This is a genomic window from Streptomyces sp. NPDC088733, from assembly GCF_044751185.1.
Classification (GTDB): Bacteria; Actinomycetota; Actinomycetes; order Streptomycetales; family Streptomycetaceae; genus Actinacidiphila.
The window spans coordinates 302,210-324,825 of sequence record NZ_JBIVLH010000003.1 but is presented as its reverse complement, the minus strand read 5'-3'; the positions used below and the strand labels follow the sequence as shown (position 1 = coordinate 324,825).

20 protein-coding genes and 2 tRNA genes are annotated in these 22,616 nt (G+C 71.3%); 16 read left to right on the top strand and 6 right to left on the bottom strand.

Going from position 1 to position 22,616, the window contains the following annotated elements; all coding sequences use genetic code 11:
• Positions 1-39: 39 nt before the first annotated feature.
• From ACIP64_RS07560 to ACIP64_RS07550, 3 genes are all read left to right on the top strand, one after another.
• Positions 40-909 (top strand): alpha/beta fold hydrolase, encoded by an 870-nt coding sequence (locus ACIP64_RS07560; protein ID WP_401582814.1) that lies wholly within the window; start codon positions 40-42, stop codon positions 907-909.
• A 113-nt stretch (positions 910-1,022) separates the two neighbouring features.
• On the top strand, positions 1,023-2,963 hold the full coding sequence (locus ACIP64_RS07555) for a hypothetical protein (protein WP_401582812.1): 1,941 nt from the start codon (positions 1,023-1,025) through the stop codon (positions 2,961-2,963).
• Between the two features lie 138 nt (positions 2,964-3,101).
• Positions 3,102-3,674 (top strand): hypothetical protein, encoded by a 573-nt coding sequence (locus ACIP64_RS07550; RefSeq protein ID WP_401582810.1) that lies wholly within the window; start codon positions 3,102-3,104, stop codon positions 3,672-3,674.
• A 73-nt stretch (positions 3,675-3,747) separates the two neighbouring features.
• Here the strand turns inward: ACIP64_RS07550 and ACIP64_RS07545 are convergent, their stop codons facing one another.
• Positions 3,748-4,551 carry an SDR family NAD(P)-dependent oxidoreductase gene (locus tag ACIP64_RS07545; RefSeq protein WP_401582809.1) on the bottom strand — a complete coding sequence of 268 codons (804 nt, stop codon included), beginning with the start codon at positions 4,549-4,551 and terminating at the stop codon, positions 3,748-3,750.
• A 102-nt stretch (positions 4,552-4,653) separates the two neighbouring features.
• On the opposite strand from ACIP64_RS07545, the gene ACIP64_RS07540 reads away from it, so the two are divergent.
• On the top strand, positions 4,654-5,496 hold the full coding sequence (locus ACIP64_RS07540; protein ID WP_401582807.1) for a helix-turn-helix domain-containing protein: 843 nt from the start codon (positions 4,654-4,656) through the stop codon (positions 5,494-5,496).
• A 22-nt stretch (positions 5,497-5,518) separates the two neighbouring features.
• Here ACIP64_RS07540 and ACIP64_RS07535 read toward each other — a convergent pair whose 3' ends face one another.
• A complete protein-coding gene (locus ACIP64_RS07535; RefSeq protein ID WP_401582805.1) occupies positions 5,519-6,061 on the bottom strand; it encodes a DUF1990 family protein in 543 nt (180 codons plus the stop codon).
• A gap of 317 nt (positions 6,062-6,378) precedes the next feature.
• Between ACIP64_RS07535 and pstS the strand changes: the two genes are divergently transcribed.
• Together pstS and ACIP64_RS07525 are read left to right on the top strand one after the other, a co-directional pair.
• Positions 6,379-8,118, top strand: a complete 1,740-nt coding sequence (gene pstS, locus ACIP64_RS07530; protein WP_401582803.1) for a phosphate ABC transporter substrate-binding protein PstS — start codon at positions 6,379-6,381, stop codon at positions 8,116-8,118.
• A 304-nt stretch (positions 8,119-8,422) separates the two neighbouring features.
• A complete protein-coding gene (locus ACIP64_RS07525; RefSeq protein ID WP_401582801.1) occupies positions 8,423-8,986 on the top strand; it encodes a DUF4232 domain-containing protein in 564 nt (187 codons plus the stop codon).
• 27 nt (positions 8,987-9,013) lie between these two features.
• Here ACIP64_RS07525 and ACIP64_RS07520 read toward each other — a convergent pair whose 3' ends face one another.
• The 3 genes from ACIP64_RS07520 to ACIP64_RS07510 all read right to left on the bottom strand — a co-directional run bounded on the left by ACIP64_RS07520 (position 9,014) and on the right by ACIP64_RS07510 (position 9,985).
• Positions 9,014-9,496, bottom strand: coding sequence for a hypothetical protein (locus tag ACIP64_RS07520; RefSeq protein WP_401582799.1), 483 nt, complete (start codon positions 9,494-9,496; stop codon positions 9,014-9,016).
• A gap of 106 nt (positions 9,497-9,602) precedes the next feature.
• Positions 9,603-9,788: a hypothetical protein gene (locus ACIP64_RS07515; protein WP_401582798.1), complete on the bottom strand. Its 186-nt coding sequence runs from the start codon at positions 9,786-9,788 to the stop codon at positions 9,603-9,605.
• Between the two features lie 126 nt (positions 9,789-9,914).
• Positions 9,915-9,985, bottom strand: a tRNA-Gly gene (locus ACIP64_RS07510).
• A gap of 112 nt (positions 9,986-10,097) precedes the next feature.
• Between ACIP64_RS07510 and ACIP64_RS07505 the strand changes: the two genes are divergently transcribed.
• From ACIP64_RS07505 to clpX, 5 genes are all read left to right on the top strand, one after another.
• A tRNA-Pro gene (locus ACIP64_RS07505) sits at positions 10,098-10,174 on the top strand.
• Between the two features lie 153 nt (positions 10,175-10,327).
• Positions 10,328-11,737: a trigger factor gene (gene tig, locus ACIP64_RS07500; RefSeq protein WP_401582796.1), complete on the top strand. Its 1,410-nt coding sequence runs from the start codon at positions 10,328-10,330 to the stop codon at positions 11,735-11,737.
• 244 nt (positions 11,738-11,981) lie between these two features.
• On the top strand, positions 11,982-12,584 hold the full coding sequence (locus tag ACIP64_RS07495) for an ATP-dependent Clp protease proteolytic subunit (protein WP_319661580.1): 603 nt from the start codon (positions 11,982-11,984) through the stop codon (positions 12,582-12,584).
• Positions 12,585-12,682: 98 nt separating this feature from the next.
• On the top strand, positions 12,683-13,318 hold the full coding sequence (locus tag ACIP64_RS07490; protein WP_401583206.1) for an ATP-dependent Clp protease proteolytic subunit: 636 nt from the start codon (positions 12,683-12,685) through the stop codon (positions 13,316-13,318).
• A 185-nt stretch (positions 13,319-13,503) separates the two neighbouring features.
• Entirely contained in the window at positions 13,504-14,790 is a 1,287-nt protein-coding gene (gene clpX / locus ACIP64_RS07485) for an ATP-dependent Clp protease ATP-binding subunit ClpX (RefSeq protein WP_360906930.1), read from the top strand.
• Positions 14,791-14,859: 69 nt separating this feature from the next.
• Here the strand turns inward: clpX and ACIP64_RS07480 are convergent, their stop codons facing one another.
• Entirely contained in the window at positions 14,860-15,726 is an 867-nt protein-coding gene (locus ACIP64_RS07480; RefSeq protein WP_401582795.1) for a hypothetical protein, read from the bottom strand.
• Between the two features lie 333 nt (positions 15,727-16,059).
• Here ACIP64_RS07480 and ACIP64_RS07475 point away from each other — a divergent pair, with 333 nt between their 5' ends.
• From ACIP64_RS07475 to ACIP64_RS07455, 5 genes are all read left to right on the top strand, one after another.
• Positions 16,060-18,696: a valine--tRNA ligase gene (locus ACIP64_RS07475; RefSeq protein WP_401582793.1), complete on the top strand. Its 2,637-nt coding sequence runs from the start codon at positions 16,060-16,062 to the stop codon at positions 18,694-18,696.
• A 72-nt stretch (positions 18,697-18,768) separates the two neighbouring features.
• Positions 18,769-20,364 (top strand): bifunctional folylpolyglutamate synthase/dihydrofolate synthase, encoded by a 1,596-nt coding sequence (locus ACIP64_RS07470; RefSeq protein ID WP_401582791.1) that lies wholly within the window; start codon positions 18,769-18,771, stop codon positions 20,362-20,364.
• Between the two features lie 24 nt (positions 20,365-20,388).
• Positions 20,389-20,724, top strand: a complete 336-nt coding sequence (locus tag ACIP64_RS07465) for a DUF4233 domain-containing protein (protein WP_401582789.1) — start codon at positions 20,389-20,391, stop codon at positions 20,722-20,724.
• A gap of 84 nt (positions 20,725-20,808) precedes the next feature.
• Positions 20,809-21,222 (top strand): nucleoside-diphosphate kinase, encoded by a 414-nt coding sequence (ndk, locus tag ACIP64_RS07460; RefSeq protein WP_360906922.1) that lies wholly within the window; start codon positions 20,809-20,811, stop codon positions 21,220-21,222.
• A 311-nt stretch (positions 21,223-21,533) separates the two neighbouring features.
• A complete protein-coding gene (locus ACIP64_RS07455) occupies positions 21,534-22,553 on the top strand; it encodes a rod shape-determining protein (RefSeq protein ID WP_360907006.1) in 1,020 nt (339 codons plus the stop codon).
• Positions 22,554-22,616 lie beyond the last annotated feature (63 nt).

The following is a 22,616-nucleotide window of genomic DNA, read 5'->3' as shown; positions in this document are numbered from 1 at the left end:
CGCCGTACGGGTGTCAGTGGCCCTTCCTAGACTCGGCGCATGGTCACCGAAGCGGACACCACACTGCGCGACGGACGCACCCTGCACTTCTACGACACCGGTCCGGCGGCGGGCGGCGACGGCCTCGCCGTCGCCTGGCTGCACGGCACGCCCAACGTGGGCGAGCCGCCGGAACCGCTCTTCGAGGCCGCGCGCAAGCGCGGCATCCGCTGGTTCTCGTACGACCGGCCCGGGTACGGCGGTTCCACCCCGCAGCCGGGCCGGGACATCGCGGCCGCGGCGGCGGACGTCGCCGCCGTCGCCGACGCCCTCGGCATCGGCCGGTTCGCCGTCCTCGGCCACTCCGGCGGAGGCCCGCACGCCCTGGCGTGCGCCGCGCTGCTCCCGGACCGCGTGGCCGCGACGGTCAGCGGGTCCGGCCTCGCCCCGTACGGCGCCGAGGGGCTCGACTGGCTCGCCGGGATGTGCCCGACGAGCGTGGCCGAGCTGAGCGCGTCGGCGGCGGGCCGGGGCCCGCTGGAGGAGTACCTGGCCACCAGTGAGTTCGACCCGGAGATGTTCACCCCCGCCGACCGCTCCGCGCTCGCTGCGGAATGGGCCTGGCTCGCCGGGGTGGCCGGCCGGGCACTGGAGGGCGGACCCGACGGCATGATCGACGACAACCTCGCCTACGTCGCCCCCTGGGGCTTCGACCCGGCCGGCGTCCGCACGCCCGTGCTCCTCCTCCACGGCGGGCAGGACCGCATGGTCCCGGCCGCTCACGCGACGTGGCTCGCCCGCCGCATGCCCACCGCCGAGTTGCGCGTCCTGCCGGAGGAGGGCCATGTCTCGGTGCTCGCCGCCGCTCCCGGGGTGCTCGACTGGCTCGCCGACCGGGCGGCGGAGGGCGGCGGCGCACCCGGTCGCTGATCCCGCGAACGTCCCCCCGGCGCACGGCGGTCGGCACCGGCGCACGTGGCGGATTGTCGATCTCCCGTGGCGGGAAACATGCGTTCGGGGAGAGTGTGACGGGGGGATGTGCCATGGGGTGGGGATCCGCGGCGTCCGGCACGGCCGATGACGCCGGTTTCTGGGACGGTTTCTGGCAGCAGTCGGGCGGCACCGCCGTGTGGGTGCTGGGCATCTTCGCGGTGATCGTGATCGTGGTCGCCGTACGCCTGGGCTCCGGCCTGCTGCTGCGGCACCGCAGCAACCGACTGCTGCCGGTGGTGGTCTCGGAGGACCGCGGCCTGCTCGGCGGCCAGGCGGGCGGCCACCGGGGCAACGGCGGCGGGCACGGCGCGGGGACGCCCGCCCCCGGCCACGCCGAGGAGCCCGCGCGCACGAGGGAACTGGCCGCGTACATCACGGAGCACATGGCCGCCGACGCGCTCGGCCCGCGCGTCCTGACCCCCGGCAGCGGCACGCCCACCGGCCCCGACCCGGCGCCGGAGACGACGTCCTCCCCGCACGGCTGGGTGGACGTGATGAAGCGCCTCGCCCTCTTCCGGCCGCGGGCGTACCACGTGATGCTGCACTGCCTGTCGGCCGACGACAAACCGCCCCGCTTCTCGGTCCGCGTCCTCTACATGCCCAAGAACACCGTGGTGGCCGCCACCATCATGGAGGGCGAGGAGACCGGCCCCGACGCCGCGGACGAGGAGGTCCGGCGGCGCGACCGCCGGCTGTACGAGCGCATCGCCTGCTACTGCACGGTGAAGATCCTCGGCGACCCGCGCTCGCAGGACCGCATCCCCCGCTGGGAGAGCTGGGGCGACGACTACGACTCGTACCGCTTCCACCGCATGGGCGTACGCGCGCAGGAGGAGGCGCTGGCGGCGAAGAAGCGCGGCGACCACGCCCAGGAGCTCGCCCACTACCGGCACGCGCTGCGGCACTACAAGGAGGCCGCCGCGCTGGTCCCCGGGAACCTCACCGTCCGGCTCCACCAGGCCGGTGTCCTGGAGCTCATGGGCCAGGACGGGGGCGCGGAGGAGCCCGCCGCCCACATCCAGCACGCCATCGAGATCTACGAGGACTGCATCCAGCTGTGGCCCGAGCACGTCGAGACCGCCTACCGGCTGTCCATCGCCTGCGCCGAGCAGAACCGCGCGCGGACCGGCGGCCGCCACCGGCCCGAGGACTACGAGCGCGACTCCCGTGAGCACCTGCGGCTGCTCCTGAACCGGCTGTCGTGGTCGGCGATCGCCCGCCGCTACGCCCGCACCTGGCTCCTCGGCCGCCGCAACCTCGGCGAACGCCGCTACTGGCGCCAGTGGTTCGCCATGGAGCGGCCCCGCCCGGCGCTGCGCACCCGCCGCCGTTCCTTCCTCGCGGCCGTGCGGATAGCCGAGGCCGCCGAGGAACTGCGGATGAACCGCAGGCCGGATCCCGACCGGCTGCGCGAGGCGTTCGCCACCGTGGCCGGCGAGGTGACGGGCGGTGTGTGGGCCCGCTGGGGCCGGCTGTGGGGCGGGCCCGACTGGGGGATGCGCCGCATGCTCCACGCCGACCACCGGCGGGGCGGCGGCCACGCGGGCGACGGCGCCCCCGCGCCGCGGCCGTGGCACCGCGGGGGACCCGGTGCGCGCACCCACGCCGAGGCGCTGATCACCGGCCCGGCCCCGGGCCACCGCGTGCCCAACCGCGCCTCCGCGGGATACCTGGTCTACTACAACGCCGCATGCTTCCTGAGTCTCGCGCTGAACGCGGCGCCCCCCGCGGGGTCGGTGACCTGGTCCGGCGACGAGTGGCGCGAGGACTGCGCCCGCGCGGCCGTCGCCCAGCTCAACTGCAGCCTCCGCGTCACCCGCAGCCAGTTCTCCGCCGCCTGGGCCGAACGCGACACCGATCTGCGCCCGTTGTTCACCGGCCGGCTGCGCGACGAGCCGCCGCCGGCTGGCGGACCGGCCACCGCCCTGCCCCGCTGGGCGCGCATCGGGCGCAACTGGGCGGGGTTCGCCGGGATCGACGTCGCGGACTGAGGGACCGGTACCGCCGCGGACGCGGTCGGCGTACGGCCCCGCGCTCCCGCGCCACGGGCGAACCGCCCACGGTGCGCGGAGACGTGCGGCGCGCACACCCTGGACCGCGATCACGGCGAACGTCTATCGTCCCTACTCGTGGACTGGTGGGGATCGTTGGGGCTGGAGCGCGGCCGTCTCGTGCACTTCCTTCTCGCCTGCGGGCTGTGCGTGCTCGCGCTGCTGCTCACCGCCGTGACCTGGCTGTCGGGCCCGGACTCCGTGCCCCGTGCCGCCATGGCCGCTCTCGTGCTCCCCGTCTTCCCGGTCTTCGGCGCCGCGCTCTTCCGCGCCCTGCACTCCGGCAGCGCCGCGAGGCTCCTCGGCCGGGGGAACGGGGGACGGCTGCTGTGGTTCGTGTGGGACCTGCCCGCACGCCTGAAGTGGTTCTACGCCGTGGTGTTCGCGCTGTCCGTGCTGGGCTTCGCCGGAGCGGGCACCGAGGACGTCAGGACGGACGCGCACGGTGTCCACTACGTCGTCCGGAAGGACGCCGCGGACCCGCGCGGCGAACGGGTCGTCCTGACCGACGCCGAGTACGACAGGGCCGAGTGGCGGCCCCTCACCGCCGGAGTCGCGATCTTCTACGCCATGAGCAGCTTCGTCGTCCTGGCGGCCGCGTCGCTCCAGCCCTTCGAGTTCGCGGAGACGGACCCGGAACGGCCGTGGTGACCCGCACCGCCGGCGCGCACGCAGGGACCGAAGGAACGTCCTCCGCGCGCGCAGCCCGGGGCGACGTGGCGTCTCAGGCCGGGCGGGCGGCGGAGATGCCGCCGTCCACGGGGAGCGTGATGCCGTGGACCATGGCCGCGTCATCGCTGACCAGGTACAGGACGCCCTTGGCGATGTCGTCCGGCCGCACGACGACGCCCGCCGGGGTGGCGGCCGTCATCGCGTCGAGCTCCGCACGGGCCGCCTCGTTGCCCGGCGTGAGGGTCGCCCCGGGCGCGACGGTGTTCACCCGCACGCCGCGCGGCCCGTACTCCGCGGCCCAATTGCGGGTGAGCTGCTCGTCGGCCGCCTTGGTCGCGGTGTACATCGCCGCATAGGGGGTGCCGACCCGGGCCATCCAGGAGCCGACGGTGACGACGGCGCCGCCGCCCCGGGCGGCCATGGCTGGCGCCAGCGCAGCCACGAGCACGTGAGGGGCGCGGAGGTTGACCGCGAGCATGGCGTCGAGGTCCGCGTCCGGCAGGTCCTCGGTGCGCGTCGCCGGGTAGATGCCCGCGTTGTTGACCAGGATGTCGACGCGTCCGCCGAGCACGTCCGCCGCCCGCGCGGCGAAGGCGCGCAACTGCGCGTAGCCGCCTGCCAGATCCGCCGCGACGAAGTCCGCGCGGCCGCCCGCCCCGCGGATCTCGTCGACGACGCGTGCTCCGCCCGCCGCCTGCCGGCCGCTGACGACGACGTGCGCGCCCTCTCCGGCCAGGACGCGGGCGATCGCCGCGCCGATCCCGCTGGTCGATCCGGTGACGAGCGCGGTGCGGCCGGCCAGCCGGGATCCGGGGGCGGAGGCGGTGCTGTGGTTCGTGTGAAGGGAAGTAGTCATGCCTTCCGTTCTAGGACGCCTCGCGGACATCGGGCCAGGTCAGGAGGAACCTGGGCACGGCAGGACCACCCAGGACGCCGGGAGGCCGCCTACGCTGGAGCCATGCCACGCGACCGCGCCGCGCTCGGGGCGTTCCTGCGCTCCCGCCGGGACCGCCTCACCCCCTCCCAGGCGGGCATCGAGGCCTTCCCCGGGGCCCGCCGGGTGCCGGGGCTGCGGCGCGAGGAACTGGCCGTGCTGGCGGGCCTGAGCCCGGACTACTACAGCCGGCTCGAACAGGGACGCCAGGCCAACATCTCCCCCGAGGTGCTCGACGCGCTGGCCCGGGCGCTGCGCCTGGACGAGGTCGAGCACGCGCACCTCCGCGACCTCGCGGCGCCCACCGCGTGGCGCCGCGCCGCGGCCTCGCGGGTCGCCCAGCGACCCGATCCCGGGCTGTTGCGGCTGATGCAGACGCTCGACCACGTCCCGGTGCTGCTGCTCGGCCTGCGCGGCGAGGTCCTGGCGCGCAACGCCCTGCTGGTGGAGGTGCTGGGCCGTCCGCTGGAGCCCGGGACGTCCTTCGTCCGCTTCATGTTCCAGGACCCGGCCGCGCGCGAACGGATCGTGAACTGGGCGGACTTCGCCTCGGCCACCGTCGCCACGATGCGCCGGGAGATCGCCCGCCGCCCGGGGGACGGCCGCCTCACCGCGCTCGTGGACGAGTTGCGGGCGACCGACGAGGACGTCGCCCGCTGGTGGGACGACCACGCCGTGCGCGACTACGCGTCGGTGACCAAGCGCGTCCAGCATCCCGCCGCCGGTCCGATGACCTTCCGGATCGAGATCGTGTGCGCGCCGCACGAGCCGGACCAGCGCCTTGTCGTCTACACCGCCGAACCGGACTCCCCCACCGCCCGCGTCCTGCCGATGCTGGCCGGCTGGAACGCCGTGTCCCGCGCGTGACCGGCGACGCCCCGGCGTTCTCTCAGGACGACGCCATCAGGGCACGCCGGTAGCGGAGCCGGAAGAACCGCTGCGCCACGAGCAGCACCGGGAACAGCGGCCGCCACGGACCGTCCGGAGCGGCACGGGTCAGGGAGCGGATCGTCAGCGCGACCGTGCCGTCGGGGGAGCGGTGGACGACGAAGGCCTCCTCGCCGCGGACGGGATGCCCGGGCAGAGTGCCGTACGCGAAGCCGCAGCGATCCGGCAGGTCCACCACCGCCACGACGCGCACCGGCTCCCGCACCGTGAACGGGCCGCGGCCCGCGGTGATCCGGTACTCGGCCCCCACGGTGACGCGCTCCCCGGCCCCCGCGCAGCCCGTGACGGTGAAGCCGCTGCGCCGCTTGACCTCCCAGTGCAGCACCGCGTCGGCGGCCGCACGCCAGTCCCGCTCCCCGTGACCGATGACGACGGTGCACGCGTACGGGCGCAGGCCCGTGCGCCCGGCCGCCCAGTGCTCCTCGGCCGGTCGCGTCGCGCCGACGGAGCCGTAGGTGAGGCCGTTTGCGCGGTGAGGGGGCATGGCACTTCCGGCCGGACGGTGAACGGATGACGGTGGTGATGCCTGCACGCTACAGCCCGTTCGGTGGATCACCTGCGGCGCGTTCGTTTGTCCTTCACCTGTCCGTCGCCCCGGCGTGCGGCGAGGCGCGCATTCTTGCGCGATGCGGTCGGGCTCAGGGGGTGGGCCCCCGATCGCGCCGCGGGCACGGACACCGTGCGCCGTGACAGGGGGGAGCGGGGCAGCGTGGCACCACGCACGAACAGGCGAAACCCGCCTCATCCCCTCAGCGACCACGTCGGCCCGCACGCGACCGCACCGACCAGGAGTCCTTCACCATGCCCGGCTCGCTTCCGGCATTTCTCGCGCGTCTGAGAGTCGTCACCGCTCTCACCCTTCTGGCCGGCGTCCTGTTCGGCGCCGGCCCGGCAACAGCCGCCACGTACGTGCCGATCTCGGGCGCCGGGTCGACCTGGAGCCAGAACGCGCTCGACCAGTGGCGGGCCTACGTCAAGCAGTACGGCATGACGGTGAGCTACAGCGGCACCGGTTCCTCCGACGGCCGCAACCAGTACCGCAACGGCACGGTGGACTACGCCGTTTCCGAGATCCCCTACGGTGTCGACGACTCGGGCACCGACGCGCCGCCGTCCCGCAACTTCGCCTACCTGCCGATCACGGCCGGTGGCACGTCCTTCCTCTACAACCTCACCATCGACGGCATGCGGGTGACCGACCTGCGGCTGTCCGGCGACGTCATCACCAAGATCTTCACCGGCCGGATCACGAGCTGGAACGACCCCGCCATCAAGGCCGACAACCCCGCGATCGCCGCCAAGCTGCCCGACCGCCCGGTCGTCCCTGTGGTGCGTTCCGACGGCTCGGGCAGCACGGCGCAGTTCAGCACCTGGATGAGCAGGCAGTACCCGTCCCTGTGGAACGACTACTGCGCCCGGGCCGGCCGCAGCACCCCCTGCGGGACGACCTCGGACTACCCGCTGGCGCCGGGCACCGGCGTCATTGCCCAGGCGGGCTCGAACGGCGTCGCCGGCTACGTGGCACAGGCCCGCAACGCGGGCACCATCACGTACGTCGAGTACTCGTACGCGAAGTACACCACCGGCTACCCGGTCGCCAAGGTGCTCAACAAGGCCGGGTACTACGTCGCGCCCACGCCGCGGAACGTCGCGGTGGCGCTGACGAAGGCGCGGATCGGCCAGGACACGACGCAGAACCTCGACGCTGTCTACAACAACACCGACCCGCGTGCCTATCCGCTCTCCAGCTACAGCTACATGATCGTCCCGACCGCCTTGGAGTCGCACTTCACCGCCCAGAAGGGCCAGGCCCTGGGCGCCTTCGCGTACTACTTCCTCTGCCAGGGCCAGCAGAACGTGGACGACCTCGGTTATTCGCCCCTGCCGGTCAACCTCGTGCAGGCCGGTCTGCAACAGGTCCGCAAGATCCCCGGCGTCAACGTCGAGTCGATCGACATCAGCAACTGCCGCAACCCCACCTACTCGGCCGACGGCACCAACCCGTTCGTCACGACGGCCCCTTACCCGTCCGATTGCGACCGGGTGGACAGCGGTCCCTCGTGCGACGGGCCCGCCCTTGGCGCGGAGCAGTTGATCAGGACGACGCTCGAACCCGGGGCGCTCGTGATGTCCGTCGCGGGCGACCCGCACGTGGAGCTGCCGACCCCGCTGCTCGACGAGTCGGGCGAGTTCCTGCACACCTCGGGTCAGATGGCCCCGGTCACCGTCACCGACACCCGCCCGGGCGAGTACATGTGGGTCGTCAGCGCCCAGGCAGGCGACTTCACCGACCCGGCCGGCCACGTCATCGACGCGAGCCACTTGACCTGGGCCCCCACCGTCCTGGACCACGGCAACGTCCACACGGTCATCGCGGGCGACCCGGTCGCTCCCGGAGGCACCGGCCTCAAGGACGCCCGGACCCTGGCCATGGGCATCGGCCTCGGCACCACGGAACTCGGCGCCAGACTCGACCTGGACGCCCCGACCTTCACCCCGGCCGGCACGTACACCGCGGTCCTCACGCTGACCGCCATCTGATCCGCACCCACGGAAGGGCTCGTGTCCGCCGCACGCTCGTTGCGGCGGGCGCGCGGCCCTGACACCGGGACCGCCTCCGCACACCGCGGACCTCGCTGTTACGTTGCGGCGCATGGGGAGACGGTGGGGACACGCAACGGCCTGCACGCTGCTACTGACGGCATTGGGATGTGCCGCGCCAGCCGGTGTACCGGCGTCGGTCGACGGGCAGGTCCCGAGCCGGGCCGCCCCGGCCGTCACGCCCTCCCCGGCCCCGACTCCCCCCACTACCCCTGTCACGCGCCCGTCCGCCACCGCGGCGGCCTTGCCGACCCTCTCCGCGACAACCGCGGCTGCAACGGCAACGACGCCCACGACCCCCGAGATCCGGGACTGCTCGGCCCCCGACCTCACCGCCTCGACCGCGTACCCGGGGCTGTTCTCGGGCCAGTACGGGGAACAGACCGTCACCAGAGTCCTGCTGCGCAACGCGGGCCGGTCGACGTGCCGGCTCAACGGCTGGCCCGGTCTGATCTTCTACGGCTACGACATGGTGTCGATCTGCCTCCCCGGGCCCACCCCGCACACCCGGTCGTGTCCGCCGGGAACAAGACTGAACGAACAGCGGCGTCTCACAACGGTCCGCTCGCGGCTGCGGCCGCCTGCGGACGTCGTGCTCTCCCCCGGGCACAGCACGTCCTTCGACTTGCTGTGGCTCAACTCGTTGTCCATCGACTGCTCTCACCCGGTCCCCGAATCGCCGCTCAGAGCCGAGGTCAGGGTCCCCCACGACGCACGCCCCGTCGTCCTCTCGAAGCCCGGTCTGCAGCCGTGCGACGGGCTCATCGAGGTCACCACGTTCGGGACCCGGCTGGCCACCCACCAGTGACGCAGGGCGTGGCGGCCGTACCGCGTGTCAGTCCCCGGAGAAGCCGAAGAAGCCCACATGGGTGGGCCGGTCGTCGGTGTGGAGGAGCACGCAGAAGCCCGTCCAGCGCGCCCGGAGTTCACCCAGCAGCGTCGTGTCCTCCTCGCCCGGCCGCCTTGTGTCCATCGCCTCGTACGACCGGGCCAGCGCGTCATTGAACTGGTCGACGGTCGGACGTTCGGTGCCGAAGTGATGCATGAGCGGGGCGGGAGCCAGCGGCCGAATCGTGCCGTGCTCGGGCGATCGAGGATTGCGCCGGCGCCTCTTCGTCTCGACGACGCGTTCGATGTCCAGGATCGAGTGCGTGCCCTCCTCGCCCATGAACTCCTCGTCGGCGTAGAGCTCCTGAAGGCTCCCGTACTCCTCGCCGCCGCCGTAGAGCTCCTGGAACACCTCGCCGTGCAGGGCTGTCAGCGTCGCCCGGAGGCTTCCTCGGTACGCAGTGACGTAGTCCCACCCGCTGGCACCCATGGCTCGCCTTTCGTGGTTCTCGACCGGTGGCGGTCACCGTAGGTGCCGGGTACGACAAGGGGGGATCAACCGCGGCTTGAGCCGTACGGGCGACGGCTTGCGCGGTTCAGCGGGCCCGGCGACGGGCGTCGCGAACGTCACGGACGAGCGTGTGGACTGCGGCGGCGGAGGTGGCGGCCGCAACGGCCGGCCACACGAGGGAAGCCCCCGACAGGGAGTCCCGGACGAAGACGCCCAGAAGCCCCAGGCCGACGAGAGCGCCGAATGCCGAGAGCGCGATGCGGTGTGTCACGCCCACATCATGACGGCCGACGTGACCCGTGTGGCACGTGCGTGGCACGGCGTCCCGGACCGGACCGGGAACGACGAAGGCCCAGGCCGGGGAAAACCTCCCCTGACCTGGGCCTTCGCCTCACAGAGCGGGCGACGGGAATCGAACCCGCGTAGCCAGTTTGGAAGACTGGGGCTCTACCATTGAGCTACGCCCGCAACGGCCAGTCATTCTGGCACACCGCATCGTAGCCGATCGACCTGGCTTCCGCGCACCCGCATATATGGGCGCCAGGGTGTGCGGGGGCATGTACTCTACGTGTCGCACCGACGGGGTGTGGCGCAGCTTGGTAGCGCGTCCGCTTTGGGAGCGGAAGGTCGTCGGTTCGAATCCGGCCACCCCGACCAGTCCCCGGCGCCATGCGCCGGAGAGGCCCGGCCGCACGTTTGTGGTACCGGTAGGATGGGTTGTCGGCCACCCGGCATGCGACCGCATTCGCCGAATCCGCATGATCACCGAGCGGCCGCCCATCAACGTAAAGCCCCCAAGGAGACCCAACCGTGAAGAGCGCCGTCGAGACTCTGAACCCGACCCGGGTTCGACTCACTGTCGAGGTGCCCTTCGAGGAGCTCAAGCCCAGCCTCGACGCGGCGTACAAGAAGATCAACCAGCAGGTCACGGTGCCGGGCTTCCGTAAGGGCAAGATCCCCGCGCGTGTCATCGACCAGCGGTTCGGCCGCGGCGCGGTCCTCGAAGAGGCCATCAACGACGCCCTGCCGAAGTTCTACACGGAGGCTGTCAACGAGGGCGAGCTCAACGTCCTGGGCCAGCCCGAGGTCGACATCACCGAGTTCAACGACGGTGAGGAACTGAAGTTCACCGCCGAGGTGGACATCCGTCCGGTCATCGAGATCCCGGACTACTCCGGCATCGAGGTCACCGTCGACCCCATCGAGGTGTCGGACGAGGACGTCGAGAAGTCCCTGGAGCAGCTGCGCGAGCGCTTCGCGTCCACCACGGTGGTCGAGCGCGCCGCCGCCGACGGTGACGTCGTCGTCGTGGACCTGGAGGCCAAGGTCGACGGCGAGGTGCTGGAGGACGGCGTCGCCAAGGGCGTCAGCTACACCATCGGCTCGGGCGAGCTGCTCGACGGCATCGACGAGGCCGTGACCGGCGTCGAGGCCGGCGGCTCCGCCACCTTCTCCTCCGAGCTCAAGGGCGGCTCCGCGGCCGGGCAGACGGCCGAGGTCAAGGTCGACGTGACCTCCGTCCAGTCCCGCGAGCTGCCGGAGCTGGACGACGACTTCGCCCAGCTGGCCAGCGAGTTCGACACGCTGGAGGAGCTGCGCGCCGACGCCGTCAAGCGCCAGGAGCGCATCAAGCAGTACGACCAGGCCACCCAGGCGCAGGAGAAGGTGCTCGACGCCCTCCTGGAGCTGGTGGAGATCCCGCTGCCGGAGAAGCTCCTCACCGACGAGATCGAGACCCGCACGCACAACCTGGAGCACCACCAGTTCCCGGCCCTCGGCCTGGACTGGGACACGTTCCTGGAGCGCGAGGGCAAGACCCGCGAGGAGTACGACGCGGAGATCGAGTCGCAGGCGAAGAAGGGCATCAAGACCCAGTTCGTGCTGGACGAGCTGGTCTCCAAGGAGAAGCTGTCGGTCAACCAGGAGGAGCTCACCGAGCACCTCATGCGCCGTGCCGCCTCCTCGGGCATGAGCCCCGACCAGTTCGCCCAGGCCGTCGTCGAGGGCGGCCAGGTGCCGCTGCTGGTGGGCGAGGTCGCCCGCGGCAAGGCGCTGGCGCTGGTGGTCGAGGCCGCGACGGTCAAGGACACCAACGGCGAGGTCGTCGACCTGGAGGACGAGGAGGACGACACCGACGAGACCGGCGAGACGGTCGAGGCGTCCTCCGAGGCCGCCGGCGAGCCCGCGGCCGAGGCGAAGAAGGACGACGCCGAGGCCTGAGCCCCGCGCCGCCCGATGCGTCGTAGAACGGGCCCGGACGCCCTCCGCGTCCGGGCCCGTTCTGCTCGGGTTCGCTCACGGCGTAGGGCCAGCCTGCGCTCACAGCGAACAGTTTCGCGTGGGGGATTGCCGGGCCCCACCTGCGCGTTAGGGTCCGTAAGTACGAGGGCCCGTGCCCTACGAGAAGTCCCTGAGACGGCTCACCGCCGTCCGACAACGAGCAGGTGGATACGTGACGACTCCGATGCCTTCCGCCGCCGGCGAGCCGACCATCGGTGGCCTCGGCGACCAGGTCTACAACCGGCTGCTCGGCGAGCGGATCATCTTCCTCGGCCAGCCTGTTGACGACGACATCGCCAACAAGATCACCGCGCAGCTGCTCCTCCTTGCCGCCGAACCGGACAAGGACATCTACCTCTACATCAACAGCCCCGGCGGTTCCGTGACCGCGGGCATGGCGATCTACGACACCATGCAGTTCATCAAGAACGACGTGGTCACCATCGCCATGGGCCTGGCCGCCTCCATGGGCCAGTTCCTCCTGACGGCCGGTACGCCGGGCAAGCGCTTCGCGCTGCCGAACACCGACATCCTGATGCACCAGCCGTCCGCCGGCCTCGCCGGTTCGGCGTCCGACATCAAGATCCACGCCGAGCAGCTCCTGCGCACCAAGAAGCGCATGGCCGAGCTGATCGCGCAGCACTCCGGCCGTAGTGTCGAGGAGATCACCCGCGACTCCGACCGCGACCGCTGGTACTCCGCGGACGCGGCCAAGGAGTACGGCCTGATCGACGACGTCATCACGCACGCGGTGAACGTACCGGGCGGCGGCGGCACGGGCGCCTGACCGGGCCTGAGCCCGATCAGCCCCGCAGGACCGACCCCAGCCCACTGCTCATCATCAGGACGGTGAACGTGACCACCCAGAACTTCCCCGGCAGCGGTATGTACGACCGTATGAGCGCCGCCGAGGCCCGCTATGTCGTCCCGCGCTTCATCGAGCGCACCTCCCAGGGCGTTCGCGAGTACGACCCGTACGCGAAGCTCTTCGAGGAGCGCGTGATCTTCCTGGGCGTGCAGATCGACGACGCGTCCGCCAACGACGTCATGGCGCAGCTGCTGTGCCTGGAGTCGATGGACCCGGACCGCGACATCTCGGTCTACATCAACAGCCCCGGCGGCTCCTTCACGGCGCTGACCGCCATCTACGACACGATGCAGTTCGTCAAGCCGGACATCCAGACGGTCTGCATGGGCCAGGCGGCGTCCGCCGCGGCCGTGCTGCTGGCCGCCGGTACGCCCGGCAAGCGCATGGCGCTGCCGAACGCCCGCATCCTGATCCACCAGCCGTACAGCGAGACGGGTCGCGGTCAGGTCTCCGACCTGGAGATCGCCGCGAACGAGATCCTGCGCATGCGTGCGCAGCTGGAGGAGATGCTCGCCAAGCACTCCAGCACCCCGATCGAGAAGATCCGCGACGACATCGAGCGCGACAAGATCCTCACCGCCGAGGAGGCCCTCTCCTACGGTCTGGTCGACCAGATCGTCTCGACTCGCAAGAGTTCGAGCGTCGCGGTCTGAGGACCGCAAGAGGCCCTGTGGGCCTCTTGAGGCACGAAAGTCCCTTCTTGGGGCGGCAGGGTTGTGCAGGTCACGACCCAGTCGTCCCAAGGGGGGCCCGCACTGGGGGCGCGGCAAGGTACCGTCGATAGGCAAGCACCAGGACTCGTCGAACTGACGGGACCCAGGCGAAGGGGAAGCACCTCGTGGCACGCATCGGTGACGGCGGCGACCTGCTCAAGTGCTCGTTCTGCGGAAAGAGCCAGAAGCAGGTGAAGAAGCTCATCGCAGGGCCCGGTGTGTACATCTGCGACGAGTGCATCGATCTCTGCAACGAGATCATCGAGGAGGAGCTCGCCGAGTCCTCCGAGGTGCGCTGGGAGGATCTCCCCAAGCCGCGTGAGATCTACGAGTTCCTGGAGAGCTACGTCGTCGGCCAGGAGCCGGCGAAGAAGGCGCTCTCCGTCGCGGTCTACAACCATTACAAGCGCGTGCAGGCCGGCGAGAACAGCGGCGGGCGCGGTCACGACGACGGCATCGAACTCGCCAAGTCGAACATCCTGCTGCTGGGCCCCACGGGCTCCGGCAAGACCCTGCTGGCGCAGACCCTGGCCCGGATGCTCAACGTGCCGTTCGCGATCGCGGACGCCACGGCGCTGACCGAGGCCGGCTACGTCGGTGAGGACGTCGAGAACATCCTGCTGAAGCTGATCCAGGCGGCCGACTACGACGTCAAGAAGGCCGAGACCGGGATCATCTACATCGACGAGATCGACAAGGTCGCCCGGAAGAGCGAGAACCCGTCGATCACCCGCGACGTCTCGGGCGAGGGCGTGCAGCAGGCGCTGCTGAAGATCCTGGAGGGCACGACGGCCTCGGTGCCGCCGCAGGGCGGGCGCAAGCACCCGCACCAGGAGTTCATCCAGATCGACACGACCAACGTGCTCTTCATCGTGGGCGGCGCCTTCGCCGGCCTGGAGAAGATCATCGAGTCCCGCGCGGGCGCCAAGGGCATCGGCTTCGGCGCGACCATCCGCTCCAAGCGCGAGATGGACGCGGCCGACCAGTTCTCCGAGGTCATGCCCGAGGACCTGGTCAAGTTCGGCATGATCCCCGAGTTCATCGGCCGTCTGCCGGTCATCACCAGCGTGCACAATCTCGACCGCGAGGCGCTGCTGCAGATCCTCGTCGAGCCGCGCAACGCACTGGTCAAGCAGTACCAGCGGCTGTTCGAGCTCGACGGTGTCGAGCTCGAGTTCGAGCGCACCGCCCTGGAGGCCATCGCGGACCAGGCCATCCTCCGCCAGACCGGCGCGCGGGGTCTGCGCGCCATCATGGAGGAGGTGCTGATGTCGGTCATGTACGAGGTGCCGTCCCGCAAGGACGTCGCCCGCGTGGTCATCACCGAGGACGTCGTTCACTCCAATGTGAACCCCACCCTGGTGCCGCGCGAGCCGCGCATCATCGGCAAGGGCGAGCAGAAGAGCGCGTAACGCTCCCGCCGTACACGTGAAGGGGGCGCCCGGCGAAGGCCGGGCGCCCCCTTTCGCGTTGGCGCGGTGCTACTTCTTGACCCGGACCTCGTCGCGGATCTTCACGGTGCTGTCGGCCCACTCGGCGACCGAGGGGGTCCGGGTGGTGCCGAGGATGTCCAGGTTCATGTTCATCGCCATGGCGACCGTGCTGTCGTCGGCCCAGGCGCAGTATGGGAACGTGACGCCGCCGGAACCGAAGGTGCCGCACTTCATGACGGCCCCGTCGAAGCCCGCCGGGTGCTGCTCGGTGGGCTCCTGCCCCGCCGAGGAGGCGGCGCTGTTCTTGAAGCCGGTCAGCATCGCGTCGAGGGCGGCGCCGGGGTCGGTGATGTCGCCGTAGGCACCGGAGACGACCAGCTGGGAGTTCGAGGAGTTCTTGTACGCGCCCGAGACCGTCTTGGCGCTCTTGATGCCCGCGTCGTTCCCCGACTCGCCGTTGCTCAGCCCGGAGTTGGCGCCGTTGGACGCGTCCTTGGTGTATTCGCCGCCCAGCAGCGTGGCCGGCATCGACAGCGTGTAGTCGCCGCCGCCGCCGCCGCCACCGAGGCCGCCGCCGTTGCCGCCCAGCAGGAACACCAGCCCGCCGCCGATCAGGGCGATCGCGAGGACGACCCCGATGACGATGCCGGCCACCTTGCCCTTGCCGCCGCCGGAGGGCGGGGGAGGGGGCGGGGCGCCCCAGGCACCGGGCTGCTGACCCCACGCACCGGGCTGCTGCGGGATGCCGCCCTGCGGGGGCTGCGCGGGCTGCGGCGGGTAGCCGTAACCGTCCTGCGGCGCGCTTCCGTAGCCGGGCGGGACCTGCGGCTGGGGCTGGGTGGGCGGCTGCGGGGGAGGGCCGTAGCCGGGCTGGCCTCCCCAACCCGGCTGGGGAGGCGGCTGGTTGAAGCTCATGCGGGGGTCCCCTCGTTGTTCACTGCTGTCTGGTGCTCATCCTGGCGCTTGTTTAACCCGCCTTTACGTCCGGGCCGTCAGGAATCGGTAACAAGAACGTACGGACGTCCGGTTGGCATCATTCAGGGCGAACCGGCGCCGCCGTGCGGCCGTCGACCGTCCGTCCCGCTGCCCGCCCCGCCCCGCCCCGTTGCGCGGCGACCGGGCAGGCGCCCGCGGACCTCCCCCTACCCTTGTCCGTGTACGGTCACTCCTTCGGGTTCCGGTCCCGCCCGTGCCCCGCGGCGGCAGGGGATTCGTTGGCGGGGCGGCCGCGCCCGTAAACTGAGCGCCGTGACCGACAACACTCAGCAGGCCGCCGCGAGCGGGCCGAACAGCGCGATCCCCGAACTGCCGACCCAGTACGCGCCGGCCGAGGTAGAGGGGCCGCTGTACGAGCGCTGGGTAGAGCGCGGTTACTTCGAGGCGGACGCCAAGAGCGACAAGCCGCCGTACACCGTCGTCATCCCGCCGCCCAACGTCACCGGCAGCCTCCACCTCGGCCACGCCTTCGAGCACACGCTGATCGACGCCCTCACCCGACGCAAGCGCATGCAGGGCTTCGAGACGCTGTGGCAGCCCGGCATGGACCACGCCGGCATCGCCACCCAGAACGTCGTGGAGCGCGAACTCGCCAAGGAGGGCAAGTCCCGCCACGACCTCGGGCGCGAGGCCTTCGTCGAGCGCGTGTGGCAGTGGAAGGCGGAGTCCGGCGGCCAGATCTCCGGGCAGATGCGCCGCCTCGGCGACGGCGTCGCCTGGTCGCGCGAGCGCTTCACCATGGACGAGGGACTGTCCCAGGCCGTCCAGACCATCTTCAAGAAGCTCTACGACGACGAGCTGATCTACCGCGCCGAGCGGATCATCAACTGGTGCCCGCGCTGCCTGACCGCCATCTCGGACATCGAGGTGGAGTACCAGGACGACGAGGGCGAGCTGGTCTCCATCCGCTACGGCGAGGGCGATGCGTCGATCGTCGTGGCCACCACCCGCGCCGAGACGATGCTCGGCGACACCGCGGTCGCCGTCCACCCCGAGGACCCGCGCTACCGCCACCTGGTCGGCACCGAGATCGAACTGCCGCTCACCGGCCGCCGCATCCCGATCGTCGCCGACGAGCACGTGGACCCCGCGTTCGGCACCGGCGCCGTCAAGGTGACCCCGGCGCACGACCCCAACGACTTCGAGATCGGCCAGCGCCACGGCCTGCCGAACCTCGCCGTCATGGACGAGCACGCGATCATCACCACGCACGGCCCCTTCCAGGGCCTGGACCGGCTGGAGGCGCGCAGCGCCATCGTCGCCGCGCTGCGCGCCGAGGGCCGCATCGTCGCCGAGAAGCGCCCCTACACCCACTCCGTCGGGCACTGCTCGCGCTGCAAGACCACCATCGAGCCGCGGCTGTCCATGCAGTGGTGGGTCAAGGTCGCCCCGCTCGCCAAGGCCGCCGGTGACGCGGTCCGCGACGGCCGGGTCGCCATCCACCCGCAGGAGATGGAGAAGCGCTACTTCGACTGGGTCGACAACCTCCACGACTGGTGCATCTCGCGCCAGCTGTGGTGGGGCCACCGCATCCCGGTCTGGTACGGGCCGAACGGCGAGGTCGTCTGCGTCGGCCCGGACGAGCAGCCCCCGTCCGGGGACGGGTGGACGCAGGACACCGACGTCCTGGACACCTGGTTCTCCTCCGGCCTGTGGCCCTTCTCCACCCTCGGCTGGCCCGGGCGGACCGAGAGCCTGGAGAAGTTCTATCCGAACTCCGTCCTGGTCACCGGCTACGACATCCTCTTCTTCTGGGTCGCCCGGATGATGATGTTCGGCCTCTACGCGATGGACGGGACCCCGCCGTTCCACACCATCGCCCTGCACGGCATGGTCCGTGACCAGAACGGCAAGAAGATGTCGAAGTCCTTCGGCAACGTGGTCAATCCGCTGGACTGGATGGACAAGTACGGCTCCGACGCGCTGCGTTTCACCCTCGCGCGCGGCGCCAACCCCGGCACCGACGTGCCGATCGGCGAGGACTGGGTCCAGGGCTCCCGCAACTTCACCAACAAGATCTGGAACGCCACGCGCTTCGCGCTGATGAACGGCGCCACGGTCGAGGGCGCACTGCCCGCGCCGCAGGAGATGTCGGCGACCGACCGCTGGATCCTGTCGCGGCTGGAGTCCACGGTGGCCGAGGTCGACGCGCTCTACGACGACTACCAGTTCGCCAAGCTCAGCGACGTCCTGTTCCACTTCGCGTGGGACGAGGTGTTCGACTGGTACGTGGAGCTGTCCAAGACCACCTTCATGGCGGGCGGCCGGTCCGCCGAGGTGTCGCGGCGGGTCCTCGGCGAGGTGCTGGACAAGCTGCTGCGGGTGCTGCACCCCGTCGTCCCGTTCGTCACCGAGACGCTGTGGACGACGCTGACCGGCCGCGAGACGCTCGTGACCGCCGACTGGCCGCAGGACTCCGGCTTCCGCGACGCGGCCGCCGAGAAGGAGATCGGCGCCGTCCAGTCGCTGGTCACCGAGGTCCGCCGGTTCCGTGCCGACCAGGGCCTCCAGCCGGGCCAGCGGGTCCCCGCCCGCCTGGACCTGGCCGGTACCGGCCTGGACGCCCACGAGGCCGCGGTGCGCCAGCTGCTGCGCCTCCAGCCGGAGGGCGAGGGCTTCGCGGCCACCGCCACCCTGCCGGTCGCGGGCGCCACGGTCGCGCTCGACCTGTCCGGTGTCATCGACGTCGAGGCCGAGCGCAAGCGGCTCGCCAAGGACCTCGCGGCGGCGGAGAAGGAGAAGGCGCAGGCCACGGCCAAGCTCGGCAACGAGGCGTTCCTGGCCAAGGCGCCCGATCCGGTGGTCGCCAAGATCCGCACCCGGCTGGAGACGGCCGAGGCGGACATCGCCCGCATCACCGCCCAGCTGGCCGGACTGCCGCAGGCATGACCGGGAGCCGTGGGCGGGCGCGAGTGCCCGCCCACGGCCCGGACCGCTCCGCCCGGTTCGTAGACTGGTGGCGTGAGTACTTCGCGCCCCGGCAACGGCCACGACCCCCACCCCGACCCCGAGGGTGACGCCCTCTCCGACCCGCTGACCGCGCTCGGCCTGAACGCCGGTGCCGGCGAGGCCGGTGACGCCGACGCCGACGAGGGGGCCGAGGGGGCCGGCCCCGTCCGCGAGGCGGATCTCGCGGTCATCGAGGCGGGCAGCCGCACCCTGCGGACCGGCGGGCCGGTGCCCCCGGACGACGACATCCCCGGCCGTCCGGCCGACCCGGAGCTGGACAAGGCCCTGCGCGAGGTCGAGACGGAGCTGGCGGGCCGCTGGCCGGAGACCAAGCTGGAGCCGTCGCTGGACCGCATGACGGCCCTGATGGACATCCTGGGCGAGCCGCAGCGCTCGTACCCCTCGGTCCACATCACCGGCACCAACGGCAAGACCAGCACCGCGCGCATGATCGAGCGGCTGCTGCTCGCCTTCGACCTGCGCACCGGCCGGTACACCAGCCCGCACGTGCAGTCGGTGACCGAGCGCATCAGCCTGGACGGGCGGCCGATCGCGCCGGAGCGGTTCATCGAGACCTACCGCGACCTCCAGCCCTACGTGGAGATGGTCGACGGTTCGCAGCCGTACCGCATGTCGTTCTTCGAGGTGATGACGGGCATGGCCTACGCGGCCTTCGCCGACGCGCCGGTCGACATCGCCATCGTCGAGGTCGGCATGGGCGGCAGCTGGGACGCCACCAACGTCATCGACGCCTCGGTCGCGGTCGTCACCCCGATCTCCCTGGACCACACCGACCGGCTGGGGTCCACGACAGGCGAGATCGCGGTGGAGAAGGCCGGGATCATCAAGAAGGACGCGACCGTCGTGCTGGCGCAGCAGCCGGTCGAGGCCGCGCAGGTGCTGCTCCAGCGCGCGGTGGAGGTGGGCGCGACGGTCGCCCGCGAGGGCATGGAGTTCGGCGTCGTGCACCGGGAGGTCGCCGTCGGCGGGCAGTTGCTGACGCTGCGCGGCCTGGGCGGCGAGTACGAGCAGGTGTTCCTGCCGCTGCACGGCGAGCACCAGGCGCACAACGCGGCCGTGGCCCTGGCCGCGGTGGAGGCGTTCTTCGGCATCGGCAGCGAGCACGACCGCACGCTGGCCATCGACACCGTGCGCGCGGCCTTCGCGTCCGTCACCTCGCCGGGCCGGCTGGAGGTCGTCCGCCGCAGCCCGAGCGTGGTGCTGGACGCGGCGCACAACCCGGCGGGCGCGCGGGCGGCGGCGGCCTCGCTCGCGGAGGCGTTCGGCTTCACCCATCTGGTGGGTGTCGTCGGCCCGAGCGGCGACAAGGACGTGCGCGGGCTGCTGGAGGCCTTCGAGCCGGTCTTCGCGGAGGTCGTGGTGACCCGCAACTCCACCCCGCGCGGGATGGACGTGGACGAGCTGGCCGCGCTCGCGGTCGAGGTCTTCGGCGACGAGCGGGTGCAGGTCGAGCCGCGGCTGGACGACGCGATCGAGGCGGCGGTCACGCTGGCCGAGGACCAGGGGGAGTTCTCCGGTGCCGGGGTGCTGATCACCGGTTCGGTGGTCACCGTGGGAGAGGCCCGGCTGCTGCTGGGCCGCAAGTGACGAGCGGGAAGCGGAACCAAGCGGATGCGGACCCTGTGCGCGAGCACTCTGATCGGTGAATTCTTCGTGATCGGCTTCGCGGGGCTGGTCGCGATGAAACAGCCGGACCTGTCGGCGGGCACCGTGTGGGCGGTCTGCGGCGTGGCGATGGCACTGTGCGTGCTGCTCTGCGGAATGCTGGGCCGCCGCGGCGGTCTGGCGGTCGGCTGGGTGCTCCAGGCGGGGCTGGTCCTGAGCGGCCTGGTGCTGCCGGTGATGTTCTTCCTCGGCCTGGTCTTCGCCGCGCTGTGGTGGGCCGCCGTCCACTACGGCCGCAAGGTCGACCAGGCCAAGGCGGCCCGGGCGGCGCGGACGGCCTGACCGGTGCCGAGGGGGCGGGCCGAGGCGCACACCGGCGCCCGGTAATGTCGTCGTACCCGCTACCCCGCACATAGGAGTCACACCGTGTCGCAGCGCACCCTCGTCCTTCTCAAGCCGGACGCCGTTCGTCGCGGCCTGGTCGGCGAGATCCTCGGCCGCATCGAGCGCAAGGCCGGCTGGAGCATCACCGCGCTGGAGCTGCGCACGCTCGAGCGGCAGGTCCTGGAGCAGCACTACGCCGAGCACGTGGGCCGCCCCTTCTACGAGCCGCTGATGGAGTTCATGGCCGGCGGCCCGTCCGTGGCCCTGGTCGTCGAGGGCGAGCGCGTCATCGAGGGCGTGCGTGCGCTGGCCGGCCCGACCGACCCGATCGCCGCCGCGCCCGGCTCGATCCGCGGCGACTTCGGCACCATCGTCCGGGAGAACCTGATCCACGCCTCCGACTCCGAGGAGTCGGCCGAGCGGGAGATCAAGATCTTCTTTCCCGGTCTGGCCTGATCCCCGGCGCCATTCGCCCCGGATTCCCCGCTGACGCCCGATCAGCGCAATGGGTGGCCGGAATTTTTCCCGGCCACCTGGCGGCATATGCCCGTCGTACGGGGGAACCAATTCCGCCGACACGGCGTCACCATTGCCGGGGGCCGCTGTGTGTTCTGATGACAATGGCGGCGGATCCCTGACCCCGCGCCCCGACGGGCGCGACTAGGATGGAATCTCCGCTCCTCAGGCTTCGCGCACAGCGCCCCGCCGTGCTCACCCCCACACTGCTCCAGCTCGGGAAGGCCAGACGTACCCTCATGGCGAACAACATGTCGTTCATCGGCCGTGACATGGCTGTCGACCTCGGCACTGCCAACACGCTGGTGTACGTCAGGGGTCGCGGGATCGTCCTCAACGAGCCGTCCGTCGTCGCCATCAACACGAATACCGGCGGCATCCTCGCGGTCGGCTCCGAGGCGAAGAAGATGATCGGCCGGACCCCCGGCAACATCGTCGCGGTCCGTCCTCTCAAGGACGGGGTGATCGCCGACTTCGAGATCACCGAGCGCATGCTGCGCTACTTCATCCTCAAAATCCACAAGCGGCGCTACCTGGCCCGTCCGCGGGTCGTGGTCTGCGTTCCCTCCGGCATCACCGGTGTCGAGCGCCGCGCGGTCATCGAGGCCGCCACCCAGGCCGGCGCGCGCCAGGTGCACATCATCGAGGAGCCGATGGCGGCCGCGATCGGCGCCGGGCTCCCGGTCCACGAGGCGACCGGCAACATGGTCGTCGACATCGGCGGCGGCACCACCGAGGTCGCCGTCATCTCGCTCGGCGGCATCGTCACCGCGCAGTCCATCCGGGTCGCCGGCGACGAGCTGGACAACGCGATCATCCAGCACATCAAGAAGGAGTACAGCCTTCTGCTGGGGGAGCGCACCTCCGAATCGATCAAGCTCACCATCGGCTCGGCCTTCTCGGTCGACGACGAGGAGCACACCGAGATCCGCGGTCGCGACCTGGTCTCCGGCCTGCCCAAGACGGTGGTCATCTCCGCCGCCGAGGTCCGCAAGGCCATCGAGGAGCCGGTCAACGCCATTGTCGACGCGGTGAAGACGACCCTCGACAAGTGCCCGCCCGAGCTGTCGGGCGACATCATGGACCGCGGCATCGTCCTGGCCGGCGGCGGCGCGCTGCTGCGTGGTCTCGACGAGCGCCTGCGCTCCGAGACGGGCATGCCCATCCACATTGCCGAGAACCCGCTCGACTGCGTGGCGCTGGGCGCCGGCAAGTGCGTCGAGGAGTTCGAGGCACTCCAGCAGGTCCTGGACGCGCAGCCGCGCAGGTGAGTTCGCACGATCCTTCGTACGGGCGAACTCCCGCCCGTACGCCGGATCGTTCTCCTCTCCGGC